The sequence below is a fragment of the Streptomyces sp. NPDC054842 genome, assembly GCF_053611025.1.
The window spans coordinates 106,492-128,587 of the sequence record NZ_JBSGZN010000017.1 but is presented as its reverse complement, the minus strand read 5'-3'; the positions used below and the strand labels follow the sequence as shown (position 1 = coordinate 128,587).

General features: G+C 69.6%; 21 protein-coding genes and 1 pseudogene. 11 read left to right on the top strand and 11 right to left on the bottom strand.

Features of this window, described 5'->3' with window-relative positions; translation table 11 throughout:
• Positions 1 to 18: 18 nt before the first annotated feature.
• Positions 19 to 2,064, bottom strand: a complete 2,046-nt coding sequence (locus ACWGIS_RS16175) for an SPFH domain-containing protein (protein ID WP_453363043.1) — start codon at positions 2,062 to 2,064, stop codon at positions 19 to 21.
• 78 nt (positions 2,065 to 2,142) lie between these two features.
• Positions 2,143 to 2,619 carry a hypothetical protein gene (locus tag ACWGIS_RS16170; RefSeq protein WP_453363042.1) on the bottom strand — a complete coding sequence of 159 codons (477 nt, stop codon included), beginning with the start codon at positions 2,617 to 2,619 and terminating at the stop codon, positions 2,143 to 2,145.
• 259 nt (positions 2,620 to 2,878) lie between these two features.
• On the opposite strand from ACWGIS_RS16170, the gene ACWGIS_RS16165 reads away from it, so the two are divergent.
• Entirely contained in the window at positions 2,879 to 3,925 is a 1,047-nt protein-coding gene (locus ACWGIS_RS16165) for a PucR family transcriptional regulator (protein WP_453363041.1), read from the top strand.
• A 158-nt stretch (positions 3,926 to 4,083) separates the two neighbouring features.
• Here ACWGIS_RS16165 and ACWGIS_RS16160 read toward each other — a convergent pair whose 3' ends face one another.
• The 3 genes and pseudogenes from ACWGIS_RS16160 to ACWGIS_RS16150 all read right to left on the bottom strand — a co-directional run.
• Positions 4,084 to 5,388 (bottom strand): SLC13 family permease, encoded by a 1,305-nt coding sequence (locus ACWGIS_RS16160; protein WP_453363040.1) that lies wholly within the window; start codon positions 5,386 to 5,388, stop codon positions 4,084 to 4,086.
• Entirely contained in the window at positions 5,385 to 5,843 is a 459-nt protein-coding gene (locus ACWGIS_RS16155) for a CBS domain-containing protein (RefSeq protein WP_453363039.1), read from the bottom strand. The genes ACWGIS_RS16160 and ACWGIS_RS16155 overlap by 4 nt, the downstream gene beginning before the upstream one ends.
• Positions 5,830 to 6,492: pseudogene (locus ACWGIS_RS16150) on the bottom strand (cation:proton antiporter); the annotation flags it as partial. The gene ACWGIS_RS16155 and the pseudogene ACWGIS_RS16150, both read right to left, overlap by 14 nt.
• A 706-nt stretch (positions 6,493 to 7,198) precedes the next feature.
• Between ACWGIS_RS16150 and ACWGIS_RS16145 the strand changes: the two are divergent.
• Entirely contained in the window at positions 7,199 to 7,528 is a 330-nt protein-coding gene (locus ACWGIS_RS16145) for a hypothetical protein (RefSeq protein WP_453363038.1), read from the top strand.
• A 159-nt stretch (positions 7,529 to 7,687) separates the two neighbouring features.
• On the opposite strand, the gene ACWGIS_RS16140 is transcribed toward ACWGIS_RS16145, so the two are convergent.
• The 3 genes from ACWGIS_RS16140 to ACWGIS_RS16130 are packed head-to-tail and all read right to left on the bottom strand — an operon-like array spanning position 7,688 to position 9,827.
• Entirely contained in the window at positions 7,688 to 8,746 is a 1,059-nt protein-coding gene (locus ACWGIS_RS16140) for an ArsO family NAD(P)H-dependent flavin-containing monooxygenase (RefSeq protein ID WP_453363037.1), read from the bottom strand.
• A complete protein-coding gene (locus tag ACWGIS_RS16135; protein ID WP_453363036.1) occupies positions 8,743 to 9,522 on the bottom strand; it encodes an aquaporin in 780 nt (259 codons plus the stop codon). The genes ACWGIS_RS16140 and ACWGIS_RS16135 overlap by 4 nt, the downstream gene beginning before the upstream one ends.
• Positions 9,519 to 9,827: an ArsR/SmtB family transcription factor gene (locus ACWGIS_RS16130; protein WP_453363035.1), complete on the bottom strand. Its 309-nt coding sequence runs from the start codon at positions 9,825 to 9,827 to the stop codon at positions 9,519 to 9,521. Before ACWGIS_RS16130 ends, ACWGIS_RS16135 begins: the two co-directional genes overlap by 4 nt.
• A 75-nt stretch (positions 9,828 to 9,902) precedes the next feature.
• On the opposite strand from ACWGIS_RS16130, the gene ACWGIS_RS16125 reads away from it, so the two are divergent.
• The 4 genes from ACWGIS_RS16125 (at position 9,903) to ACWGIS_RS16110 (ending at position 12,922) form a co-directional block, all read left to right on the top strand.
• Positions 9,903 to 10,031: a hypothetical protein gene (locus tag ACWGIS_RS16125; protein WP_453363034.1), complete on the top strand. Its 129-nt coding sequence runs from the start codon at positions 9,903 to 9,905 to the stop codon at positions 10,029 to 10,031.
• A gap of 46 nt (positions 10,032 to 10,077) precedes the next feature.
• Positions 10,078 to 10,497, top strand: coding sequence for an arsenate reductase ArsC (locus ACWGIS_RS16120; protein ID WP_453363033.1), 420 nt, complete (start codon positions 10,078 to 10,080; stop codon positions 10,495 to 10,497).
• A 425-nt stretch (positions 10,498 to 10,922) separates the two neighbouring features.
• Positions 10,923 to 12,242: a DUF1254 domain-containing protein gene (locus tag ACWGIS_RS16115; protein ID WP_453363032.1), complete on the top strand. Its 1,320-nt coding sequence runs from the start codon at positions 10,923 to 10,925 to the stop codon at positions 12,240 to 12,242.
• 2 nt (positions 12,243 to 12,244) lie between these two features.
• Positions 12,245 to 12,922 (top strand): GAP family protein, encoded by a 678-nt coding sequence (locus ACWGIS_RS16110; protein WP_453363031.1) that lies wholly within the window; start codon positions 12,245 to 12,247, stop codon positions 12,920 to 12,922.
• A 422-nt stretch (positions 12,923 to 13,344) separates the two neighbouring features.
• On the opposite strand, the gene ACWGIS_RS16105 is transcribed toward ACWGIS_RS16110, so the two are convergent.
• Positions 13,345 to 14,742 carry a glycosyltransferase gene (locus tag ACWGIS_RS16105; protein ID WP_453363030.1) on the bottom strand — a complete coding sequence of 466 codons (1,398 nt, stop codon included), beginning with the start codon at positions 14,740 to 14,742 and terminating at the stop codon, positions 13,345 to 13,347.
• A gap of 89 nt (positions 14,743 to 14,831) precedes the next feature.
• Positions 14,832 to 14,993: a hypothetical protein gene (locus tag ACWGIS_RS16100; protein WP_453363029.1), complete on the bottom strand. Its 162-nt coding sequence runs from the start codon at positions 14,991 to 14,993 to the stop codon at positions 14,832 to 14,834.
• A 295-nt stretch (positions 14,994 to 15,288) separates the two neighbouring features.
• Here ACWGIS_RS16100 and ACWGIS_RS16095 point away from each other — a divergent pair, with 295 nt between their 5' ends.
• Complete coding sequence (locus ACWGIS_RS16095) at positions 15,289 to 15,873, top strand: sigma-70 family RNA polymerase sigma factor (RefSeq protein ID WP_453363028.1); 585 nt, start codon at positions 15,289 to 15,291, stop codon at positions 15,871 to 15,873.
• Positions 15,870 to 16,622 (top strand): anti-sigma factor, encoded by a 753-nt coding sequence (locus ACWGIS_RS16090; RefSeq protein WP_453363027.1) that lies wholly within the window; start codon positions 15,870 to 15,872, stop codon positions 16,620 to 16,622. The genes ACWGIS_RS16095 and ACWGIS_RS16090 overlap by 4 nt, the downstream gene beginning before the upstream one ends.
• Positions 16,623 to 16,830: 208 nt before the next feature.
• On the opposite strand, the gene ACWGIS_RS16085 is transcribed toward ACWGIS_RS16090, so the two are convergent.
• The gene (locus ACWGIS_RS16085) at positions 16,831 to 16,974 is read right to left on the bottom strand and encodes a hypothetical protein (protein WP_453363026.1); all 144 of its coding nucleotides are present in this window, start codon (positions 16,972 to 16,974) and stop codon (positions 16,831 to 16,833) included.
• 408 nt (positions 16,975 to 17,382) lie between these two features.
• Between ACWGIS_RS16085 and ACWGIS_RS16080 the strand changes: the two genes are divergently transcribed.
• The 3 genes from ACWGIS_RS16080 to ACWGIS_RS16070 all read left to right on the top strand — a co-directional run bounded on the left by ACWGIS_RS16080 (position 17,383) and on the right by ACWGIS_RS16070 (position 22,023).
• Positions 17,383 to 18,165, top strand: a complete 783-nt coding sequence (locus ACWGIS_RS16080) for a CHRD domain-containing protein (protein WP_453363025.1) — start codon at positions 17,383 to 17,385, stop codon at positions 18,163 to 18,165.
• Between the two features lie 15 nt (positions 18,166 to 18,180).
• A complete protein-coding gene (locus tag ACWGIS_RS16075) occupies positions 18,181 to 18,918 on the top strand; it encodes a class F sortase (protein ID WP_453363024.1) in 738 nt (245 codons plus the stop codon).
• A gap of 1,233 nt (positions 18,919 to 20,151) precedes the next feature.
• The gene (locus ACWGIS_RS16070; RefSeq protein WP_453363023.1) at positions 20,152 to 22,023 is read left to right on the top strand and encodes an Ig-like domain repeat protein; all 1,872 of its coding nucleotides are present in this window, start codon (positions 20,152 to 20,154) and stop codon (positions 22,021 to 22,023) included.
• Positions 22,024 to 22,096 lie beyond the last annotated feature (73 nt).

Below are 22,096 nucleotides of genomic sequence, written 5' to 3'. Positions count from 1 at the left end.
TGCAGACTGCGCGGCTGTTCAGGCCTTGGCGCCGCCGTTGAGTGCGGCCAGCGAGGTGTCGGCCAGGCCCAGTTCACCCGCCTTGTCCAGGAGTTGCCTCACCTGTTTGACGTCGGCGCCGCCGCTGTTCATCAGCTTCATCAGCAGCGCGGAGACCGTCAGGTTCTGCACGTCGGCCGTGGAGACGGCGCCAAGGACGCGGCTGAGGTCGTCGGTGAAGCTGGATGTGCCGTCCAGCCAGGGCCCTGCGAGGGCCTGGGCCGTCTCGGAGTGCCGGACGAATCCGTCGATGCTCCGGCCGAGCGCGACGGAGGACATCAGCCGGTCGAAGAAGACCGACTCACCGCCGACGATGCTGATGTCGGCGTTTTCCAGTCCGGTGGCAAGGACCGTGGCCTGAGCCTCGGCGACGTGCCGTTGCACGTCGAGTCCGGCCAGGCGGATGTCCTTTTCCGCCTGCAGGCGCAGCCGGTACTCCTCGTGGCCGCGGGAGGCGTCGTCGAGCGCGGCCATCGCCGTCGCCTTCTCGGTCAGGCCGGCCGCCTCCGCCTTCAGCTTCTCACTGATGCCTTCGGCTTCGGCGAGTGCCTTCTCCCGGGCGCCCTGGGCCTCGGCCCGCATCCGCGCGGCGGCCGCTTCCGCCTCCGCACGGCCGGCCTTCTCGATGACCTCCGCCTCCTTGTCCCGCACCTGAACGGCTGCCAGCCCTTCGGCGGCGGACTCGGCCTGGACGCCTTCGGCCATGCGCAGCTTCGCGCGCGCGTCGAGATCGGCGGACTTCAAGCGCGCCTCGGCCCGTGTCAGTTCCTCGGCGGCGTGGTGGACGGCGGCCTGCTCCGCGGCCTCAGCGGCCTTGATGTCCTTGACGAGGTTCTCCTGCGCCTGCGCCTCAGCGGCGATGATCACGGCTTGGCGCCGCCGCTCGGCCTCCTCCACGGCTCGCAGCCTCTTGATGGCCTCCTCCTGCTCGGCCACGGTGCGGTCCACCGCGATACGTTCCCGGATGACTTCGGCGATCTCCCGCCTCTCACCCTCGACCTCCTTGGACGCGGCGATCTGCGTCAGCTGCGTCTCCCGTTCCCGCGCGATGACTTCCAGCAGGCGGTCCTTCTCGATGCGCTCGTTCTCGACGGCGATGACCCGCTCACGGTTCTTCTGTGCCACGGCGACCTCGCGGGCCTGGTTCTCGCGCTGGACGCCCAGCTGTTCCTCGGTTCTCAGGAACGCGGACTGGGCCCGCAGCCGTTCCTCCTCCACCACCCGCGCGGTCTCGGCCTCCTCCCGCGCCCGGACGGTCTCGATCTCCCGGCGCTGCTTGATCTCGGCGTCCGCCTGCCTCCGCTCCAGCTCCAGGATCGCCTCGCGGGCATCGACGTTCTGCCGGGTGATCTCCTTCTCCTCGTGCCGCTGGAACTCGTTGGTGCGGACGTGCTCCACGGCCGTCAGTTCGGTGATCTTCCGGATGCCCTGGGCGTCGAGGACGTTGGCCGGATCAAGCTGGGTCATCGGTGTCTGCTCGAGGTAGTCGATCGCCGCGTCCTCGAGGTGGTAGCCGTTGAGGTCGATACCGATCAACTCGATGATCTTGTAACGGAGTTCCTCACGCTTGGTGTACAGGTCGGTGAAGTCCATCTGCTTGCCGACCGTCTTCAGCGCTTCGGAGAACTTGGCATGGAACAGTTCCTGCAGCGTCCTTTGGTCACTGGCCCGTACGGTGCCGACGGCCTGTGCGACCTTGACGACGTCCTCGACTGTCTTGTTGACCTTGACGAAGAACGAGATCCGGATGTCGGCGCGGATGTTGTCCCTGCAGATCAGCCCCTCCTTGCCGGCGCGGGTGATCTCGATCGTCTTCACCGAGATGTCCATCACCTCGGCCTTGTGCAGCACCGGCAGAACCACTTGACCGGTGAAGGTCACATCGACCTTGCGCACCTTGGAGACGATCAGGGCCTTGCCCTGCTCCACCTTGCGGAACAGGCGGGAGACGACCAACAGCGCGGCCGCGGCGATGAGCAGGCAGGCGGCGATGAGCACGCCGACGCCCATGGAGATGGCATCCATGCGAAATCCTTGAAGTATGCGAGGAGTTGATACCTCGGTGGCCAGGCCTGCCGTGCCGCTGGGGTGCGGGCGCTTATGTCAGGCGTGCGAGCGCGGTACAGGCGCGGGACAGGTGATCGCTCGACAGCGGGCGCGGCGACTGCCAGGGTCGTACGGCGTGGTCGTTGCCCCGGTTCGGCGGCGAAGCCGGCCCCGAACCCGGGACGCGAGAACGGGAAGAGCCGGGCACGCGCGGGCCGCCAGCCAGGCGGCGAGGCCGGACACGACGAGCAGCGCACCGCGGGCGACGGCAGCCCCGGATTCGCTCAGGTGTATCAGGTCCATCGAGAGCGTCCCGGTGAGGCTGACCAGCCAGGCCGACCCGATCACGACGGTGGCCGCGACCGTGACCGGCATACCGCCGAGTGCAGAGGCCAGCAGTGGCGCGTCGGCATCGAAGGCACGAGCGTCTGCCTGGCCCAGCAGGACCAGCAGCCAGAAACCGAGGACGACGACAACGGCCGACGTGAAAGTGACGGTGGGGAACCGCGCGGCAGCACCGATGACGTCCCCCATGCCCTCACCCCGGATCGAACCGCGCATCCCGGTGCCGGCCCTGCTGCCAGGGACCGGCACCGGAATTGCTCCCCTTGTTCCTGCAGCCCCTATCCTTGCCCGGCCGCCGCATGCGGCGCATTGCCGCGTTCCGGCAATCTTCTCCGTCTCCCCCATGCCGTACACGAACAGAGACGGTTCCGTCCGTGTACTTGATTTGCCAGTCCGTCCGGCCCGCGCCAGGATCACGCAGCACAGTGCCGAGAACCGAGGAGAGCCCGTGACCGGGTCGCAGATTCCCGACGAGTATCTGGAGGGGTACGTCCAGATACTCCACGAAGTGCGTGCGACGGGCCGCCGCCTCAGCAGGGAGGAGCTGGAGTCCCTGAGGAACTGGGGAGAGCGCGCGGCAGAGGCCGGCTACGGGCTGAGAGCGGCCGTACGCCGGCACCTGTCGCTGGCCCGCGAAGTCTTCGCCGCCGCGGACGACGGGGTGCTGGCCGCGGTCGAGCAGGCCATCGACGCCTTCGCCGAGGGGCACGAGCGGGCTCAGCAACTGGCGGTGCGTCAAGAGGAGGCCATGCGGAGGGAGTTCATCGACGATCTGCTCTACGGGCGCAGCGACCTGGGCAGGCTGTCGGAACGCGCCGAACGCTTCGGCTTGCTCCTCTCACGCGCTCACGCCGTCGCGGTCGCGCAGGGCGACAGCCCGGTCGAGGAGACCGACTCCGCCGTCCGCCACGTGGAGAGCGCCGTCGTCGGCCGGTTCGGTGAGCGGCGCATCCTGCTCACCACCAAGGACGGGCGGCTGATCTGCATCGCTCCCGGGGACCAGGACGACGTCCTGGCGTTCTTCGCCAAGCAGGCCTACGCAGCCACAGGCGGTGGCCAAGTCGCCATCGGGCGCCCGCACCCGGGGGCGGGAGGAGTCGTCCACTCCTACGAAGAGGCGCTCAACTCCCTCGATCTGGCCACTCGGCTCCAGATCCACGAGCCGGTGCTGCGCGCGGCCGACCTCCTCGTGTATCCCGTCCTGACCCGAGACCGGCAGGCGATGGCCGACCTCGTCAGCAACACGCTGGATCCCTTGCTGAGCGCGCGCGGTGGCGCCGGTCCCCTCCTGGAGACGCTGACCGCCTACTTCGACTCCGGCTGCGTCGCGGCCCAGGCGGCCAAGCGTCTGAACTTGAGCGTGCGGGCCTTCACCTACCGCCTGGAGCGCATCCACAAGCTCACCGGCGCCGATCCGGGAGACCCCGCCCACCGCTACACCCTGCAGACCGCCGTGATCGGCGCCCGGCTCCTGGGCTGGCCGGACGACCTCTGACAGCAGCCACGGCACTTCGGCCCGGGTGAATCCCTCTGGCTCAGCGGCCTGTCGTGCCCCGACGGGGGCGTGCGCCCAGGACATCTCTTCCCACCGCTTCCAGACTTCCGGTCGGGTGAAGGGTCCGATGCCCGAGCGGTGGTGCTCCTGCTGAGGGGTCAGGCGAGGGCGAAGTAGCGCAACCACAGATATCCCGCCGACGCGGCCACGGTCGCCGCGGTGACGATGAGGCCGTACTTGGTGAAGGTCCAGAAGCTGATGGGCTGCCGGTTGCGTTCGGCGATGCCCAGGACGACGACGTTGGCGGACGCGCCGATGGCGGTGGCGTTGCCGCCGAGGTCGGCGCCGAGCGCGAGCGCCCACCACAGCACATGCTGGCCGTCGGCGCTGCCGCTGATGTCGTGGACGAGGTCGCCGGTGATGGGGGCCATGGTGGCGACGTAGGGGATGTTGTCGACGATGCCGGACAAGGCGGCGGAGCCGAAGAGCAGGCCCATGGTGGCGCCGAGCTCGTTGCCGCCCAGAGCGCCGGCAAGGGCGTCGGACAGGGTGCCGATGACGCCGGTTTCGATGAGCGAGCCCACCATGATGAACAGTCCGGCGAAGAAGGCGAGGGTCGGCCACTCGACCTCCTTCAACACCGTGTTGGTGTCGACCTTGGAGATGAGGACGAGCAGGCCCGCGCCCAGCAGGGCGACGACGCTGGGGGCGAAGTGGAGTACGGGGTGCAGGACGAAGCCCGCGACGACCAGGGCCAGGACGGCCAGGCCCTGTACGAGCAGCCGCGGGTCGTGGATGGCGTCGCGTTCCCTCAGGGCCATGACGTCGTCCGCGCGGGCGGGGTCGTGGACGAAGAAGCGGCGGAACATGAGGCGGCACAGCACCAGCAGGATGACGACGAGGACGGCGGCGATGGGCGCCAGGTGGACGAGGAAGTCGTTGAAGGTCAGGCCGGCCCGGCTGGCGATGATGATGTTCGGCGGGTCGCCGACCAGGGTGGCCGTGCCGCCGATGTTGGAGGCCAGTACTTCGGCGATGAGGAACGGCGCGACGTTCAACGCGAGGCGCTCGCACACCAGGAAGGTGACCGGGGCGATGAGCAGGACGGTGGTGACGTTGTCCAGGAGGGCGGAGGCCAGGGCGGTGATGACGATGAGCATGGCCATCACCCGGAAGGGCTTCCCGCGGGCTCGTTTGACGGACCAGATCGCCAGGTACTCGAAGACGCCGGTCTGCCGCAGCACGCCGACGATGGCCATCATGCCCAGGAGCAGCAGGATGACGTTCCAGTCGACGCCGGTGTGCTCGCTGTAGAAGGCCGCCTTGTCGTCGCTCGCGCCGATCAGCAGCATCAGCCCGGCCCCGCCCAGGGCGGCTGCGGTGCGGTGCACGCGTTCGGTGATGATCAGGGCGTAGGCGCCCGCGAACACCGCGATCGCCGCCCAGCTGTGCCAGTTGTTCACGCCGCTCCCAGAAGTCGTTCCAGCAGGTGCGCGGCCGTGATCACTCCCAGCAGCCGCGAGCCGGCCTTGTCCTTCCCGACCACCGCGACCAGCGGGCTGCGCTCTCGCGCCATGAGTGCCGCCACCTCCAGGGCGGTGTCGTCCGCGTCCGCGAGGGGCGGCTTCTGCCGCTCCTTGGGCAGGGCGTCACGTACCGGTTGCCCTGCCAGCGCCTGGCACAGACGGTCGGCGTGCCGCTCGTCGATGACCGCCGCCAGAGCGGGATCCTCGATGACGTAGTCGGGTACGAGCAGCTTCACCAGCCGGGAGGCCGGCAGGATGGCGTACGGCAGGCCGTCACCGTCCACCACCAGCACTCCGGGCAGCTGCCGCTCGGCCAGCAGCCGGGCGGCGTCCAACGCATCGCTGTCCAGACTCACCGTCGGGTACTGCACTGCGAGATCAATCGCGCGCATCGCAGCTCTCCTCCTTCTTCCGGGCCGCGGGACGCGGCACCCTGTGCTCGTGCGATCCTTCCTGCTCGTCGTCGGGGATGCCGACGGGGTCCTCCACGTCGAGCATCCGGGCCATGGGAACATCCGTGCTGGAGTACGCCACGATGGAGAAGGCGATGCCGACCGCGATCAGCGTGCGGGCCTGCTCGCCCTGCGGGATTCCGGACCGCAGCACCAGCAGTCCGTAGACCACCGAGGCGAAGCCCTTCGGCCCGAACCAGGCCGCCGTCAGCTTCTCCCCGCGGCTGATCGAGCGCGTGCCGGCCAGCGAGACCAGCAGGGGCGCGGGACGGATGAACACGATCGACAGCACCACTGCCACGTACCCGCCTACAGGCAAGTCACCGAACAGATGCGGAGTCAGCAACGCCCCGAACACCAGCAGCGCCGCGAACTCGGCAAGCTCCGCCAAAGACCCACCCAGCTCCTCGAAGGCGCGGCTGGACTGGGGAGCCACCGACGTCCACACGACGCCCGCCGAGGACGCCGCCGGGTAAGGGTTGGCGTGCGTGAGGTGGCAGCCCGCGTACCGCATGACGCCGATGGTCAACGGCAGCAGCGGCTGGAGCTTCGGCTCCGCGCCCAACAGCCGTGAACGCATCAGCAGGTTGGACCGCAAGGCCCGACAACAGCACTGCCACCAGCAACGCGGCACCGAACACCGCCACAAGCACCATCAAAGGCCCCCGATCGGCAAAGAGAACTGTCCCCTGCTCGCCGACCAGGCTTCCCGGCACACCACCGGGGACCCTACCGGATCTTTACGCAGTCCCGGCAGACCCCGCCGCAGTCGCGCTCGCGCATCCGTGATCCTCGGAGCCCTTCGTCCAACGCACCCGGCTCGTCGTCGCGTTACGGCGAAGCGCTGTCCGCCCCTGTCCCACGCTGTGCCAGGCACCACGCACCGGGTTGGCCACGCATCGCGGAACCTCGGCCCGTCGGAGCAGAACGGTCGGCGATCACTTGCTCTGCCCGAGGATGGCACCGCTAAGATCCCCACAGATGAGCCGGGAAGTCCGGCCGGCGGCGAAATCCGCCGACCCGGAGTGCCTGCGCCTCTCCCCCGCCGACCGCTGCTCGCCGACACGCCGTGCCCGCCGCCGGACACCTGCCAGGCACGCTCGGAAAGGGCGGGTGTAGGTCCGGCCCACCGGTCGCCTACGGACCGCTGACCGCTGACCGCTCAACTCCGATCTCCAACAAGTGGATGCCCGTCAGCGGCGCCGCACCACTCCGTCCCACAGCCACAAGAAGCACACGCAGGCCCAACCAGGAACAACCTGTAGCGGCCCTGCGCACCGAACTGGAGGAATGACATGGACTGGGTGGTCGGAGGCGGCATGCTCCTTGGATGCCTGGCGATTGCGCTCGGTTCCATCGCCGTATACAGCGGATGGACGCCGTCCTGGCAGCGTCGCCGCACAACCCGCCCCCGCGTGCACGGACTCGGGGTACTGCTGGTCGGCACGCCGTGCGTCCTCCAAGGGCTGTTCTTCTTCCACCTCGTCCCCAGCCCTTCATGGCAGGTCCGCTTCATCGGCACGAACGCCCTGCTGCTGAGCGGACTGGCGCTGATCACCGTGGGCCAGATGCTCCCCCCAAGCCGCAGCACCACACGGGAGCACAGCCCGGGACCCACCGCCTGACGCGCACGGCAAGACAGAACATGGCAGAGGGCGCACGGCACGAGAGCGTGTCCCGGACTCGTTTGTTTTGTTTCGCTGTCTCCACGGGGGCGGGGCGGGCCTGCCCTGTCTGTTGGCCGTAGGGGCTCGCCGTCAGGCCGGACAGCGCCGCCCCGTAGGTCAGGACAGGAGAGCTGCGATCTGCGCGGCGGCCTCTCGGGCGGGGCGTCCGACGCCGATCAGGGTGGCCGAGGCGGGGCCGGTCCAGTCGCCGTAGCCGAGCAGGTGCAGCCGTGGCTCGTCGGCCGCGCGCGTGCCGTCGGTGGCGATGTGCCCGCGTGTTCCGCGCAGGCGCAGCGGGGCGAGGTGGGACAGGGCGGGCCGGAAGCCGGTGCACCAGATGACCGTGTCCGCGGGAGCAGACGTCCCGTCGGCCCACACCGGTCCGTCGGGGGTGAGGCGCTCGAACATCGGCTGGGCCTTCAGCAGCCCGGCGTCCCGGGCGGCGCGGACCGGCGGCACGGCGACGATGTCGCCGAGCGAGGCCACACCGCCGGTGTCGGCCGTGCCCGCGTCCAGGGCGCGGCGGCGGGCGGTCGCGGCGTCGAAGAGGGCGCGGCCGTCGATGTCGTCGGCGAGATAGCGGGGCGGGCGCCGGGTGACCCAGGTCAGGTCGATGCCGTGACCGGCGAGGTCGGCGGCGATCTGTGCGCCGGAGTTGCCGCCGCCGACCACGACGACCCGCTGCCCGGCGAAGTCGGCCGGGCGGTGGTAGCCGGTGGTGTGCAGCCGGCGGCCCCTGAACACCTCCCGGCCCGGGACGGCCGGCAGGAAGGGGCTCCACCAGGTGCCGGTCGCCGAGACGACGGCCCCCGCCGACCAGGCGCCCGCGTCGGTCTCCACCCGTAGCCGCCCGGCGTCGGACCGCACCGCGCTCACCCGGACCGGCCGTCGTACGGGCAGGTCGTAGCGCTGCTCGTAGTCGGTCAGGTAGTCGACGACGTGGGCGGCGTCCGGGTACTGCTCGCCTGCCTGGGCGGGCATGAGGCGGCCCGGCAGTGAGGAGTACGCCGCCGGGGAGAACAGGTGCAGCGAGTCCCAGGTGTGCCGCCAGGCGCCGCCCGCCGCGTTCTGGGCGTCGAGGATGACGAAGTCGAGCTTCTTGCGGCGCAGGTGGTAGCCGGCGGCGAGCCCGGCCTGGCCGCCGCCGATCACCACCACCTGTGTCGTGCGGGTCATTCGGCCGGTCGTCCGCGCATGAAGATCAGGGCCACCAGCGCCAGCCCGACCGCGCCGCCGACGATCTGCATCCCGATGAAGCCCAGGAGCGAGCCCGGCGCGATGCCCGCGAACGTGTCGGTGAAGGCACGGCCGATGGACACCGCCGGATTGGCGAACGACGTCGAGGAGGTGAACCAGTAGGCGGCACCGATGTACGAGGCGACGGCCACGGGGGCGAAGCGCAGCTGGTCGGTGCGGGCCAGGCCGAAGATCAGCAGGATCAGGCCGGCCGTGGCGACGACCTCGCCGAGCAGCAGATGCCCGGCGGAGCGGTCGTGCGTGGACCACTGCACCAGCGGCCTGCCGAACATCGCGTCCGCCAGGATCGCGCCCGCGATCGCGCCGACGATCTGCGAGGGCACGTACACCGCGGTCTCACGCAGGGTGACGCCGGCGCCCCCGCGCCGGGCCGTCCACCACTCGGCCAGGGTGACGACCGGGTTGAAGTGCGCGCCGGAGACCGGGCCGAACAGGAGGATCAGGATGCCCAGGCCGAAGACGGTGGCCGTGGAGTTGGCCAGTAGCTGCAGGCCGACGTCCTCGCTCAGTTCGGTGGCCTGGATGCCGGAGCCGACCACGACCGCCACCAGCAGCGCCGTGCCTGTGAGTTCGGCGGCGGCGCGGGCGGCCAGGGGGTTGCGGGGCGGGGTGGCGCCGGGCGCGGGCGCGACGGAGCCCGGTGCGGTGGCGGGTCTCGCGGACGCCTCGGTCGTGGCGGCTTCGGCGGGGGTCACGGGCAGGCCCTCTTGTTCTCGGCGGCGGTGCGAGCGGACTCGGCCAGGTCGGCGAACTGACCGGCGAGCAAGGCGATGACGTCGGGCTTGAGCCGGTAGTAGGTGTACCGGCCGCACGGCTCCGTCTCCACGACCCCCGCCTCACGCAGCACTCGCAGGTGGTTGGAGAGGTTGGTCTGCCGGGCTCCGGTCTCCTCCACCAGATGCGTGGTGCACAGCGTCTCTTCGGCGAGCAGGGTCACGATCCGGAGCCTGAGCGGGTCGGCCAGCACCCGGATCAGGTCAGTGTCGACTGACGTCATCATGTGCTGATACTGTCACATCACCCGGAGCTGATACCAGTCCGCGCTGACCTACAGGCCCGTCGAAAGGGTCTCGCCATGTCCGCCTCTCCCCCTCCCGGACTGGCCCGTCGCCGACCCGACGGCGCCCCCGTCGCCACGGTCCGCCGTATCCGTGACGACATCGACGCGCGCGTCACCGACCTGCTCGGCACGCCGCTCGCCTGAACCACCCCGCATCCCGCATCCGCCGCTGATCACGAAGGAAGAACCCATGCCCGCCGCCCCGCTCGCCTCCGTGCTGTTCGTCTGCGTCCACAACGCCGGCCGCTCCCAGATGGCCGCCGGATTCCTCCACCACCTCGCCGGTGACCGCATCGAGGTCCGTTCCGCCGGCTCCGTCCCCGGCGACCAGGTCAACCCGGCCGCCGTCGAGGCGATGAAGGAAGCCGGCGTCGACATCGCCGACGCCAAGCCGAAGATCCTCACCACCGAGGCCGTCCAGGCGTCCGACTACGTCATCACCATGGGCTGCGGTGACGCCTGCCCCGTCTTCCCCGGCAAGAAGTACCTCGACTGGGCCCTCGAGGACCCCGCGGGCAAGGGCGTCGAGTCGGTGCGCCCGATCCGCGACGAGATCAAGACCCGCGTCGAGGCCCTGATCGCCGAGATCGACGCCCAGCAGCAGTCGTGAGCGCGGCCAACGGCCACGGGACCTTCGCCCCCACCCGGACCCGGACGGCCCCGGTCTCCGTCTGAACTCCGGCCGACACGCGGCGGGTTCAGCTCACCACGAATGCCGAGTGCGTCGGCCCCAGGGGATGGAGCGTCGGGTTCGTCCTCATGCCGGGCATCCTCACTGGTCGCGAGCCTCCGTGGCTACGGTGTGCACGCACCTTCGGGGCAAGGCAGGACCGGTCGATGCCCAACGCGGGCTTTCGCCTCCACGTCCGCCCGTAGCCGACCCGGTCCTCTCCGGGGTGGGGGCGAGACCGGCGTCGAGTGCCGTCCTGCGGCCCGCAAAACGGGCCCGTCCGTGTCGCGCGCGCGGAGCGGATGCCCCGTCCTTACCATCACACGAAAAACTATGGGGCGTTATGCCCGATTCGGTGGTGGCGGATGAGTGGCAAGGACCTGGACGCGGTGCGGGTGACGGCGGCGGAGGGGTGGGTGTACGGCCATCCGATGCTGGAGAACTACCGGACGATGTACGCCCAGGCCCTGGACCCGGACGACCCCCGATACGTCGGCGGTTTCGGTACGTTCCGGCACTATCCTCAGCCGTCGCGACCGGACAACACCGACATCGTCACGCCGAACAACGACACCCCGTACTCGTGGTGCTGGCTGGACCTGCGCGCGGAGCCGTGGGTGGTGTCGGTGCCCGCGATGGACCGCTACTACGTACTGCCCTTCCACGACCTCGACACCACCTACGTCGGCTACGTGGGCTCCCGCACCACCGGCCAGGGGGCGGGGCACCACCTGATCGCGGGGCCCGGCTGGTCCGGCGAGGTACCCGAGGGCGTGTCCGGGGTGCTGCGCGCCGACACTCAGCTCGTGGGCTGCCTGGGACGCACCACCTTGACCGGTCTGGCCGACGCGGATGTCGAGGAGCTGCGCGCGGTTCAGGGGCAGTACGGGCTGCGGCCCCTGAGCGCCTTCACCGGCACGGACGCTCCGGCCCCCCTTGCGGAGCCCGTGTGGCCGGTCTGGCGTGAGGAATCCGGTCAGGACATCGAGTTCTTCACCGTGCTGGACTTCCTCCTCGGCTTCTTTCCCGTCCTGCCCGGGAGCGAGGAGCTGCGCGCGCGGCTCGCCGCTCTCGGTGTGGACGGCACTGGCACCTTCGAGGTGGCCGCGCTCGAGCCCGGGGTGCGCGCCGCGATGGAGGACGGCATCCGCGCGGGCCGCGAGCGGCTGGAGAACGCGAAAGCCGGGGCGACCACCTCGTCCGGCCTCTTCGGCACACGCGCGGAGCTGGGAGAGGACTACCTCGCCCGGGGCATCGGCGCGGACAAGGGCCTGTACGGGCTTCCCCCGGCGGAAGCCTGGTACGGAGGCTGGGCCGCCGACAACGCGGGAAACCGCCCGCCGGACGCCTCGGAGCGCGACTACGTCGTCCACTTCGCCGCCGACCAGCTTCCCAAGGCGCGGTTCTTCTGGTCGGCCACCCTCTACCGGCTGCCCGAGCGGCTGCTGGTGGACAACGAGATCGACCGGTACTCCATCGGCGACCGCACCGCGGGCCTGGTCCACGACGCCGACGGCGGCCTGACCCTGTACGTCCAGCACGCCCGGCCGGCCGACCCGGGGCAGGCGGCGAACTGGCTGCCCGCTCCCGACGGCCCCTTCACCGTCATCATCCGCCTCTACGGGCCGGATGCCCCGGTGCTGGACGGCACCTGGCAACTGCCGGCCCTGACCGTGGCAGGCTGATCGTGGGCGACGCCATCGGGCAGATGCTCGCACCGGCCGTCGGTATCGCCATCAGTCCGGTGCCGATCATCGCCATCGTGCTGATGCTGGCGACACCCCGCGGGCGAACGAACGGCATCGCCTTCACGGCCGCCTGGGTGGTGACTCTGGCAGCGCTGAGCACCGCCGTCGTCCTGCTCGGCTCCGGCGCCGACGCGCACCAGGACGGCGAGACGGCTTCCTGGGTGTCCTGGGTGAAGCTGGCGGCCGGTGTGCTCTTCGTGCTGCTGGGACTGAAGCAGTGGAGGAGCCGACCGCGCGCAGGGCAGGAGGCCGGCCTGCCAGGCTGGATGAAAGCCATCGACACCTTCTCCCCCGGTAAGGCGGCGGGACTGGCCGCCGCGCTGTCCGCGCTCAACCCGAAGAACCTCGTGCTGGCCGTCGGAGGCGCCGTCTCCATCGCGGGCAGCTCCGCCTCCACCGGAGGCAAGAGCGTCGCCGTTGCCCTGTTCGTACTGATCGGCTCGCTGTGCACGCTGCTGCCGCTCGGCGTCTACCTCGTCGGGGGGAGGAAGTCGGCGCGGGTCCTGGAGTCGTGGAAGGGCTGGATGGCCCAGCACAACGCGGCCATCATGACCGTGCTGCTGATGGTGCTGGGAGCCAAGTTCATCGGCGACGCCCTCAGTGGCCTGGCCGGATGAGCACCGCGGCACCGGCACGGCCCTGGCCGCTCCCCGGCTGGCTGCGCCGCTACCGCAAGCGATGGCTGCGAGGCGATGCGCCGGGCGCGCTGACCGCCTGGGCACTGATCGTCCCCGAGTGCGTCGCCTACGCCCAGATCGCCGGGGTGCCGCCACAGAACGCCTTCTGCGCCGCAGAAAGGCGTCACCCTGCGCCTTGCCCGCCTCCGCACCCGCGCCGCCGAAGAGCTGGCACGCCACCCCCTCGCCGACAAACTCACTCCGCAGGCCGTCCACGCCACGGTTGATGAGGCCGTATCGGCCGCGGCGCGGACCTCGGACTGACAGGAACGGGTGGCGCACGCGGAAGACCGTGCAGCCGTCCGCCGCCTGACTGGGAGTCGTGGCCGGCCGGGCCCTCCATCACCCGGCGGGCGCTCCGCTCATGTCCTTCCGACTGCGCCGGGCATGCCGCTGCCGCGCGCTACCTCGACGTGGGCGCGGGTGCCCCAGTGGTCGACACGGTGGCAGGTGGCCATCGCGTAGAAGTACATCGGGCGCAGCACCAGGGCCCGCCATGCCGAGGCCACGGGCGCGAGGGCGAAGAGGAGCAGGACCTGGCGCAGTCGCATGTCGGTGCGGTGGACGGTGAACAGGCGCAGGGCCATCAAGTAGCTCATGACGGTGCCGATGACCAGGCCGGCGGTGGCGAGGGCCGCGGCGTGCCCGCGCAGGCCGGGGTCGGTGAGGATCGCGGCGGGGATGGCGATGCCGAGGGCGATGTGGACGTACTCGGCGACGGTGCTCCAGAAGACGATGCCGGTCAGGGGCATGTAGCGCAGCCACCACAGGTGGCGCACGGTCGTGCCTCGCATCCAGCGCATCTGCTGGCGCAGGTAGTGCGACCAGCGTTCGGGCGCGAGGGTGAAGACGAGCGAGGAGGGCTGGTGGACGGTGTCTCCGCGGAGCAGCGCGTACATCGTGAGCATGGAGTCGTCGTTCATCTGCATCGGCCGGCCGCGAAACGATTCGTGCTCGTAGACGCCGGCGGCCTCGCGCACGATGTGCGCGCGGTAGAAGGCCAGCGTGCCGGAGTTGATGGTCACTCTGCCCAGAACCGACTGCGCGGAGCGCAGGCCACGGGTGAAGGGCAGATAGAACAGGTTGACCATCCGGGTGAGTGTGTTGGCGTCGTGGTTGAGGACGACGACCTGTCCGGCGACGGAGGTGACCCGTTCGTCGGCGAAGGGCTTGAGGCCCTCGGCGATGGCCTCCGGGTCCAGTAGCGAGTCGCTGTCGAGGGTGACGAAGACGTCCGCGTCGTCGGTGGCCAGCACGTGCATCTGGGCATGGCGCTTGCCGCGGTTGGCGGTCCGGTCCCAGGTGACCTCGACCCCGCGGGCCCCGGCCCGCCGGAGGAGTTCCGCGCGCACGTCGTCGTAGGTCATCGGGGTGCCGTCGTCGTGGACCGATCCGTCGTCGACGACCCGGATGCGGTTCACCGGTCGCGACTGGACCAGCAGAGAGTGCAGGCAGGCCCGGAGTGTCTCCGGGTCCTCGTTGTAGACCGGGATCTGCACGGTCACCGTCAGCAGGTCCAGTTCGGCCTGGTGTGCGGGTGACGCGTCCCGGGGGCGTTCCAGCCAGGACAGCGGTACCCACCACAGCAGCAGGAACGAGACCAGCCACGGCAGGGCCATGCCCCGGTGTCCGCCCGCGAGCGCGGCGACCGTGCTGTAGACGTGAGCGATGCCCCAGGCCAGGAAGCCTGTCAGCGGGATCGCGCCGAGCGCGACGAGCGCGGGGGACGACGCGTGCCAGGCCCGTGGCAGTGGAGCCACCCCCGGCCACCGCGCCGGCACCGGCTCCGCGGGTGCCGCCTCACAGACCTCGGAATCGCGCTCCCGGCCGGGCGAAACGGAACCGGGGTTCACCGCTCGATCGGGCCTTTGCCACGCCTGAACGACGCCCGCACCAGGACCGTTCCCACCAGCACGAGAACGGCGCTGAGGACCACCAGCCACAGCTGGCCGGTCGCCATTCCGGTGGCGGCCAACATGCTGCCGGGACCCACAACGGAACCGTAGGGCATGACATCTCCTCAGCCGTGAAATATCCGAGAAGCCCTTTATATGCAGAAACAGGGATCGCTGCCATCGCTGTCCTCAGTTGAACTGCCCCTTGGCGGCCAGTCCGCCCCGGAGGGTCACCCACGCACCGGGGAACGAGCCCGCGAAGCGTCTTCGTGGCAAGCGGAGGGCACCCGCGTGAGACCGTCAGTACTCACCGTCGGCATGGCGGGCTGAACACCCGGTAACTTCGGAGCATTGGCACGAAGCAAGTCCGTCCAATCTGACCCGTTTTGACCTGACCTGGAGCGTGGCGTGATGGAGAAGCCGGCACACAACGGGCGGCATCCGTCGGCTCGGCCGGACTTGGAGACACTGATGACCGAGGTGGTGGGCGGCGACCAGGAAGCCTTCGCGGTCGTCTACGACGCCACCGTCTCCCCGGTCCTGGGTGTCGCACGCAGCGTGCTGCGCAACCAGGCACAGGCCGAGGAAGTCGCCCAGGACGTTCTGGTGGAGGTATGGCGGACCGCCGCCCACTACCGGCCCGACCGCGGCACCGTCATCAACTGGATCCTCACCCTGGCCCACCGGCGGGCCGTGGACCGGGTGCGCTCCGTGGAGGCCTCGACCGCCAGGGAGCACAAGGCGGCGCTGCTGGACCATACTCCGGAGTTCGACGAGGTCGCCGAACAGGTCGAGGCACGCTTCGAACGCGAGCAGGTCAAGCGCTGCCTGAACGCCCTCACCGGCATCCAGCGTCAGTCGGTCACCCTGGCCTACTACCGCGGACTGACCTACCGCGAGGTCGCCGAGTCCCTCGCCCTTCCCTTGGGTACCGTGAAAACCAGACTGCGCGACGGCCTGATCAGGCTCCGGGACTGCCTGGGAGTGAGCGTATGACGACCGCCGACCTGCACACCCTCACCGGGGCATACGCTCTGCACGCACTGAGCGACAAGGAGGCCGCCGCCTTCGAACGCCACCTCGCGAGCTGCGAGGCGTGCGCCGTGGAGGTGCGGGAACTGAGCGAGACCGCCGCCCTCCTCGGCGTGGCCGCGTCCGTCACGCCCGGCCCCGAGCTCAAAGAGCACGTGATGCGGCGCATCAGCACGGTCCGCCAGGAAGGACCGCAAAATGCTTCCACCCCTTCCTCCCGCTCCGGTTGGCGGCCGCACCGCGCGTCGCGATGGGCGCTGGCTGCCTGCCTGGCCGCGGCGGCGGCCCTGGGCGGCACCACCATCTGGCAGCACGAGCGCGCCCAGGATGCCATCGAGCGGGCCCGCCGCACCGAGCAGCGAACCGAGTCCGTCGCAGCGGTCCTGGTCGCACCCGATGCCAAGACCCGCACCACGCAGTTCGCGGACGGCGCCACGGGGACCGTCATCGTGTCCGAGGCACTCGACCGGGCCGCCTTCGTCACCTCGGGACTGGCCGACCCACCCCCCGGCAAGGTGTACGAGCTCTGGTTCAACGACGGTGGCGGCGCCATGCGGCCGGCCGGATTCGTGAACACCGCCCGTGCGGCGACCGCTGTCCTGATGCGCGGCGAGGTGGGCGACGCCTCCGGTATGGGTCTCACCCTCGAACCCGCCGGCGGCTCCCTCAAGCCCACGTCCTCACCGATCGTGCTGATGCCATTCCCCGCCTGAGCGGCCCTACTTGACCCGCGCCGGTCGGCACAGGCTCCAGGCGCCGTGCACCATGGCGCCGGTTCGCGTGCCAGACTGTCCGGGCGCTCAACCGGCCGTGCGGCAGCTGGGAATGCGAGGTCTCACCGCTCCCCCGAGAACTGGACTTCGCCGCTCACGCCTTGCGCATCAAAGCTCGTAGGTGACGTGCTCGAAGTACGCACGGCCCTCAATGCTCACAGGCTCCGAACTCGGCATGGCGGGCAAGCATCGCGTACCGGGTGTCCTCGGTCTGGGCGAAGGGAAGCCTGGTGCGCTCCGCTTCCTTACGGGCCAGCACGATCAACTTCTCGAACTCCTCGTCCGTCATCACGAGTTCACCCCCTTTCCGCGTCTGGTGAGAAAGCCGTCGGTCCGACGGCGGCTGCACGGGTAATACGTCGCCGCGAGGGTGCACGGATGGGTTCCCGTCTTGTCGGTCTTCACGACGGGGAAATACGGCCGGCGCGGCAGCGGGCATGCGTCCGACGTCCGCTCCTGCCGCCGCGAGGAGGCATCACCGACGTGCAGATGTCACGGCCGTAAGAAACCTGCGCTCTCGGCAGTACGAAACCCCTCTGCCAGAAATCTCGCGGCGCCACCAAGCCGTCACGGGCGCGGTGTCGGATTCCTTGTACACAGCCGTCCTTCGCGTCCTGCCCCTCGTAGTGCGGCCGGCGGCCCATGGCGAGACCGTCCGGCCCCGCAGAGCGGACGGCCATCATGACGGAGGCAACTGATCATGACAGTTCGACGCACCATGCACCTCACCGCCCTGGCCGCTCTCCCCGCGGCCCTGGCGCTCGGCTTCGCCGGATCGGCCGTCGCCGACTCGGGGAACTCCTACCAGGTGAACCTGGAGCAGCTGAACAACACCGGCGCGAACGGAACGGCGGTGCTCAGCCTGGATGGCGACCAGCTCACGGTGAGGATCGAGACGGACGGACTGGTGCCCAACGCGCCCCACGCCCAGCACATCCACGGCTCCACCGACGGTCACGACTTCCACTGCCCCGACGGCAGTGCCGACAAGAACGGCGACGGAGTCGTCACCACCACGGAGGGCGTCCCCGCCTACGGCGACATCAACATCTCGCTCACCACCAAGGGCGACACCAGCAAGGACAGCGGGCTCGCCGTCGACCGCATGCCCACCGCCGACAGCAAGGGCCACGTGTCCTACGAGCGCACCATCAGCGTCTCGCAAGCAGTCGCCGACCACATCAAGGACCTGCATGTGGTCCAGCACGGCATCGACCCGAACGGCAACGGGACGTACGACTTCTCCAAGGGCAAGAGCGAGCTCGATCCCAAGCTTCCCCAGGAGGCGACCGCTCCCGCCGCGTGCGGCATGCTCCAGGGTGCGGCCGTGGGATCCATGCCGGCCGGAGGCGTCGAAACGGGAGGCGGCACCACGGACGGCGTCCAGTCGGCCGGGCTGCTCGCCACAGGTGGGATCCTCCTGGCCGGATCCGCCGGCGCCCTCGTCGTCGCCCTTCGGCACACCGCGCCTCGGGGACGTTGAGCCGGGGGGCCGGCCATGACGAACACGCCCCACAGCGGCGGCGAGCACGCGCGCAGGGTCAGGAAGCCTCACGGGCGGCGGACGCTCGCCACCGCGTCCGCCACCCTCGCACTTTCCGCCGGCGGCGCCCTCGGTGTCGGACTCGCCGACCAGCAGGACGCTGCGCCCCAGGCGCCCCGCGCAGTAGCGGCCACCGCACCGGACCCGCACGGGCCGCTCGTGACCGATTCCGACGCGCAGCGCGGCTCGCACGCCCGCGGCCTGGCGGACCCGGGTGACCTGCCCAACCACGATGTCCTTCCCGCCTCACCCCCCGTGGGTATCTCCATCCCCTCCCTGCACGTCGACGCCGCACTCGAACGGCTCGGCCTGAACCAGGACCGCACCCTCCGGACACCGAAGGACCCGGACAAGGCCGGCTGGTTCACCCAGAGCCCAAGCCCCGGCGCGCGGGGACCGGCCGTCCTGGCCGGACACGTGACCTGGAACGGCGAGCCAGGTGTCTTCTTCAGCCTGGGAGCGGCCAAGAAGGGCGCTCGCATCGAGGTCACTCGCGCGGACGGCCGCGTCGCCGTGTTCAGCGTCGAGCGCACCGTCCGCTACCCGAAATCGCAGTTCCCCACCTTGGAGGTCTACGGCAATCTCGACCACGCCGGTCTCCGCCTGATCACCTGCGGCGGACGTTACTCCGCCGCGGACCACCGCTACGCCGACAACGTCGTCGTGTACGCCTCCCTCACCGACGCCCGCTGACCTTCACGCTGCGCGGACTCGGGCACACCCGGGTGGCTCTGGTCGCATCGCCGGCCGGTACCGGGACCGTCCCGGTTGTCCGATCACGACAGTCGCTGCCGAGAAAGTCCGCGACGGTTCTCACCGGTCATGCCAGGGTGAGCGTGTGGCGAAGATCCAAAGGACGAAAAGCCTCATGCGCTGCTTGATTGACGGCGGCGGCGGTGGGTCCGCGTAGTTCGACGCGACCGACACGCCGGAGGTTGTCAGCGTGAACACCGCGATGCACGACTCCCGGAAGTACCTCCCCTGAGACGTGCCCACACTGCCATGATCGACAACTAGCATCGTGACGCCTTACCGCCTGGCGTGCACGAACTAGTTACGGCCGCCCTGCCGGACCCTGACCTGACAACACCGACGCCCGTCTCACCGCCGCATCAAACCTTCGTCAAGCGAGAGTGCTATCAAGTGCCGTCTGAAACGTTTTGCTACGGGTGCCTGGTCGGACTCTTTATAGCTGCGGCCATCCTGGAGATAAAGGAAAAACGAGGCGAGTCGCCCATGGGGGCAATCAGGACTGCCATGTTCGTGAGCGCCATGATCACGCTGGTGGCGGAGATCTTCTTCTCTGACTCCTGACCCGGCTGTGGCATCCGGGCGAGGTGACCGGCGTTGGTCCCCTTCGCTGTGATCGTCGTGCCCCTCGACGGCGGGTCCGAGGAAAAGGTGCTGCGGACAGTATGACGAAAAGGCATTATGGCGAAGTGCCCGATCTGCTGTGGGGCTCCTCGGGAGTGGCAGCAACCAAGCTTCTGGGACAACTACTTCGATCATGAGCCTGGTGCGGTTGCCGAATACGACCGGTTGCACGCGCCGATCGCGACGGGTCACGACGACATCGCCGAGGTGGCTTCCGCGGTCGGACGACCGGCGCAGCCCGTGCGGATGGATCGCCGGCCAGGACCCGTGTGGTGCGCGGGGCGCGGTCCCTGGCGCGGCCACGGAGCCGAGGCGCGCTCCGTGACGAGGAACCCAGTGGCGGTGTTGTCGGTGGCATGACTTACGCTTCGCTCACTCGCCACACGCGACACGCAGGTTCGCTCTCATCGGGAGGCCGCGCGCGTGGGCATCCACATTCGTTCCGGGGGGTTCGAAACAGTAGTGCGCAACCGCTCCCTCACGGCCGCCATTACGCTGGCGGCCCTCTTCAGCTCGGCGGCACTGGCCGCTCCCGCGGCATACGCCGACTCCGTGAGGCCCGTCACGGCCCTTGAGGACGCCACGGAGATGGTGGTGGACGGCAGTCACGGCCGAGTGTTCGTCAGCGACAGGTCCACGGACCGGATCGCCGTCACCGACGGGACCGGCGCGCTCATCGGCACCCTCACCGGTCTGCCACAGGTCCGCGGCCTCACGCTCAGCCCCGACGAGAGCACGCTGTACGCGGCGGTCTACGGCGCCGACAAGATCGTCGCCTTCGACACGGCGACCCTCACGCAAACCGCCGAGTATGCCACCGGAGACAAGACGATCCCGTCCCAACTGGCTTACGCCGACGGCCGGCTGTGGTTCGGCTACGGCGATCAGTGGGACTCGGGACTCGGCATGGTCGACCTGACGGCCGAGACTCCGACGGTCACCCTCGACATGGCCGTGGGCCACGACTTCTCCAGTCCTCCCGAGCTCTACGCCGACCCCGACAATCCGGGTACCCTGCTTGCGCTCGACGCCGGCATCAGCTCCGGTCCGATCGTCGTCTACGACATCTCCTCCGGCACACCGGTACTGCGGGTGACTGCCGACAAGGGTGGCTTCTACCACGATGCCGCGCTCACGCCCGACGGACGGAACGTCGTCGTGGCCGGCCCCGGCACCCGGGCATTGACCGAGTACCGCCTCTCCGACCTGGCGGAGGTCCGCACCTACCCCGTCGCCTCGGAACCGCAGACGGTCTCCGTCGCCCAGGACGGCACGGTCGCGGCCACTGTCCTCGACCCTGAAGGCGTCGGTGACACGTACGTCTTCCCGGCCGACCCGAGCAGGCCGGCCAGCGTGCGCAACCTGTCGCGCGAGTGGATGCCGTGGGGCGGTCACACCACCGACTGGTCGGCTGACGGCAGCAGGCTGTACGTCATCACCGACACCTACTACACGCCCCAGTTCCGGGTCGTCGACGAGCCCCGTAAGTATGCGGCGACGCTGACCGTGAACGCCCCCGCCAGCGCCACCCGCGCCAAGACCCTCACGGTGACCGGCACGCTCAAGGCCAACCTGGCCCTGCCCGCCGGCACACCGCTCACGGTCACCCGTACCGACATGGAATCGCCCAACGGCAAGTCGCTGGGCACCAAACCCCTCGGCGCGGACGGCAAGTTCAGCTTCACGGACACCCCGCCGGCCGGCGGCAAAGTGAAATACACCGTGAGCTACGCGGGCGACGCGGAGCACACCTCCGCATCCACCACCGACACCGTCGACGTCTCAAGGGTCACGCCCACACTGACGCTGAACAACAACGGCAAGGTCTACTCGTACGGGCAGGACGTGAAGTTCACCGCGCACCTGGGTACGACGTACAAGAACCGCACCGTGGAGATCTGGGCCAACCCCTACGGCGCAGACAAGCCGGACACCATGGCGAAAAGCGGCACTGTCGACTCCAACGGCAATGTGTCCGTCGTCGTGGACCTCAAGCGCAAGACCGAGCTGACGGCGAAGTTCGCGGGTGACGCCCGTTACGCGCCGAAGTCCGCGGAGAGTACGGTCGGCGCCAAGGTGTCGATCTCCACGTCGGTCAGTGGCTCGTACACGACGAAGTACACGTGGAATCACACGTACTCCTTCTTCCGCCAGTCCAAGGACCCGGTCGTCACGGCGACGCTGCCGCCGTACCCGAATCGCAAACAGAGGCTCCAGGTCCAGTACTGGACGGGCACCAACTGGACGACCACGTACAGCGAGTTCCACAAGCTCGACTCCGCGGGCCGCTCCGCCGTCCAGCTCACCGGCACCCCGCCGAAGGGCGTCCGCTTCCGGCTCCGCAACTCCTATCTCAGCGGTTCGGGCGACAGTGTGAACTCCACGACCTACGGCTCCTGGAAGTACTTCACCTTCACGAGCTGACCCGCTCATGGTGCCGCCACGGATGGGGTCGATGAAGCCGACCCCATCCGTGGCGGCACCACGCACCCCTCCT

What these genes read in the sequence shown, in the direction of transcription:
- ACWGIS_RS16175 (WP_453363043.1), bottom strand. Translation starts at nt 2,064, where the DNA reads ATGGATGCCATCTCCATGGGCGTCGGCGTGCTCATCGCCGCCTGCCTG.
- ACWGIS_RS16125 (WP_453363034.1), top strand. Translation starts at nt 9,903, where the DNA reads ATGTCCGCCTCTCCCCCTCCCGGACTGGCCCGTCGCCGACCCGACGGC.
- ACWGIS_RS16075 (WP_453363024.1), top strand. Translation starts at nt 18,181, where the DNA reads ATGACGAACACGCCCCACAGCGGCGGCGAGCACGCGCGCAGGGTCAGG.
- ACWGIS_RS16095 (WP_453363028.1), top strand. Translation starts at nt 15,289, where the DNA reads ATGGAGAAGCCGGCACACAACGGGCGGCATCCGTCGGCTCGGCCGGAC.
- ACWGIS_RS16080 (WP_453363025.1), top strand. Translation starts at nt 17,383, where the DNA reads ATGACAGTTCGACGCACCATGCACCTCACCGCCCTGGCCGCTCTCCCC.
- ACWGIS_RS16140 (WP_453363037.1), bottom strand. Translation starts at nt 8,746, where the DNA reads ATGACCCGCACGACACAGGTGGTGGTGATCGGCGGCGGCCAGGCCGGG.
- ACWGIS_RS16155 (WP_453363039.1), bottom strand. Translation starts at nt 5,843, where the DNA reads ATGCGCGCGATTGATCTCGCAGTGCAGTACCCGACGGTGAGTCTGGAC.
- ACWGIS_RS16120 (WP_453363033.1), top strand. Translation starts at nt 10,078, where the DNA reads ATGCCCGCCGCCCCGCTCGCCTCCGTGCTGTTCGTCTGCGTCCACAAC.
- ACWGIS_RS16090 (WP_453363027.1), top strand. Translation starts at nt 15,870, where the DNA reads ATGACGACCGCCGACCTGCACACCCTCACCGGGGCATACGCTCTGCAC.
- ACWGIS_RS16100 (WP_453363029.1), bottom strand. Translation starts at nt 14,993, where the DNA reads ATGCCCTACGGTTCCGTTGTGGGTCCCGGCAGCATGTTGGCCGCCACC.
- ACWGIS_RS16115 (WP_453363032.1), top strand. Translation starts at nt 10,923, where the DNA reads ATGAGTGGCAAGGACCTGGACGCGGTGCGGGTGACGGCGGCGGAGGGG.
- ACWGIS_RS16130 (WP_453363035.1), bottom strand. Translation starts at nt 9,827, where the DNA reads ATGATGACGTCAGTCGACACTGACCTGATCCGGGTGCTGGCCGACCCG.
- ACWGIS_RS16145 (WP_453363038.1), top strand. Translation starts at nt 7,199, where the DNA reads ATGGACTGGGTGGTCGGAGGCGGCATGCTCCTTGGATGCCTGGCGATT.
- ACWGIS_RS16170 (WP_453363042.1), bottom strand. Translation starts at nt 2,619, where the DNA reads ATGGGGGACGTCATCGGTGCTGCCGCGCGGTTCCCCACCGTCACTTTC.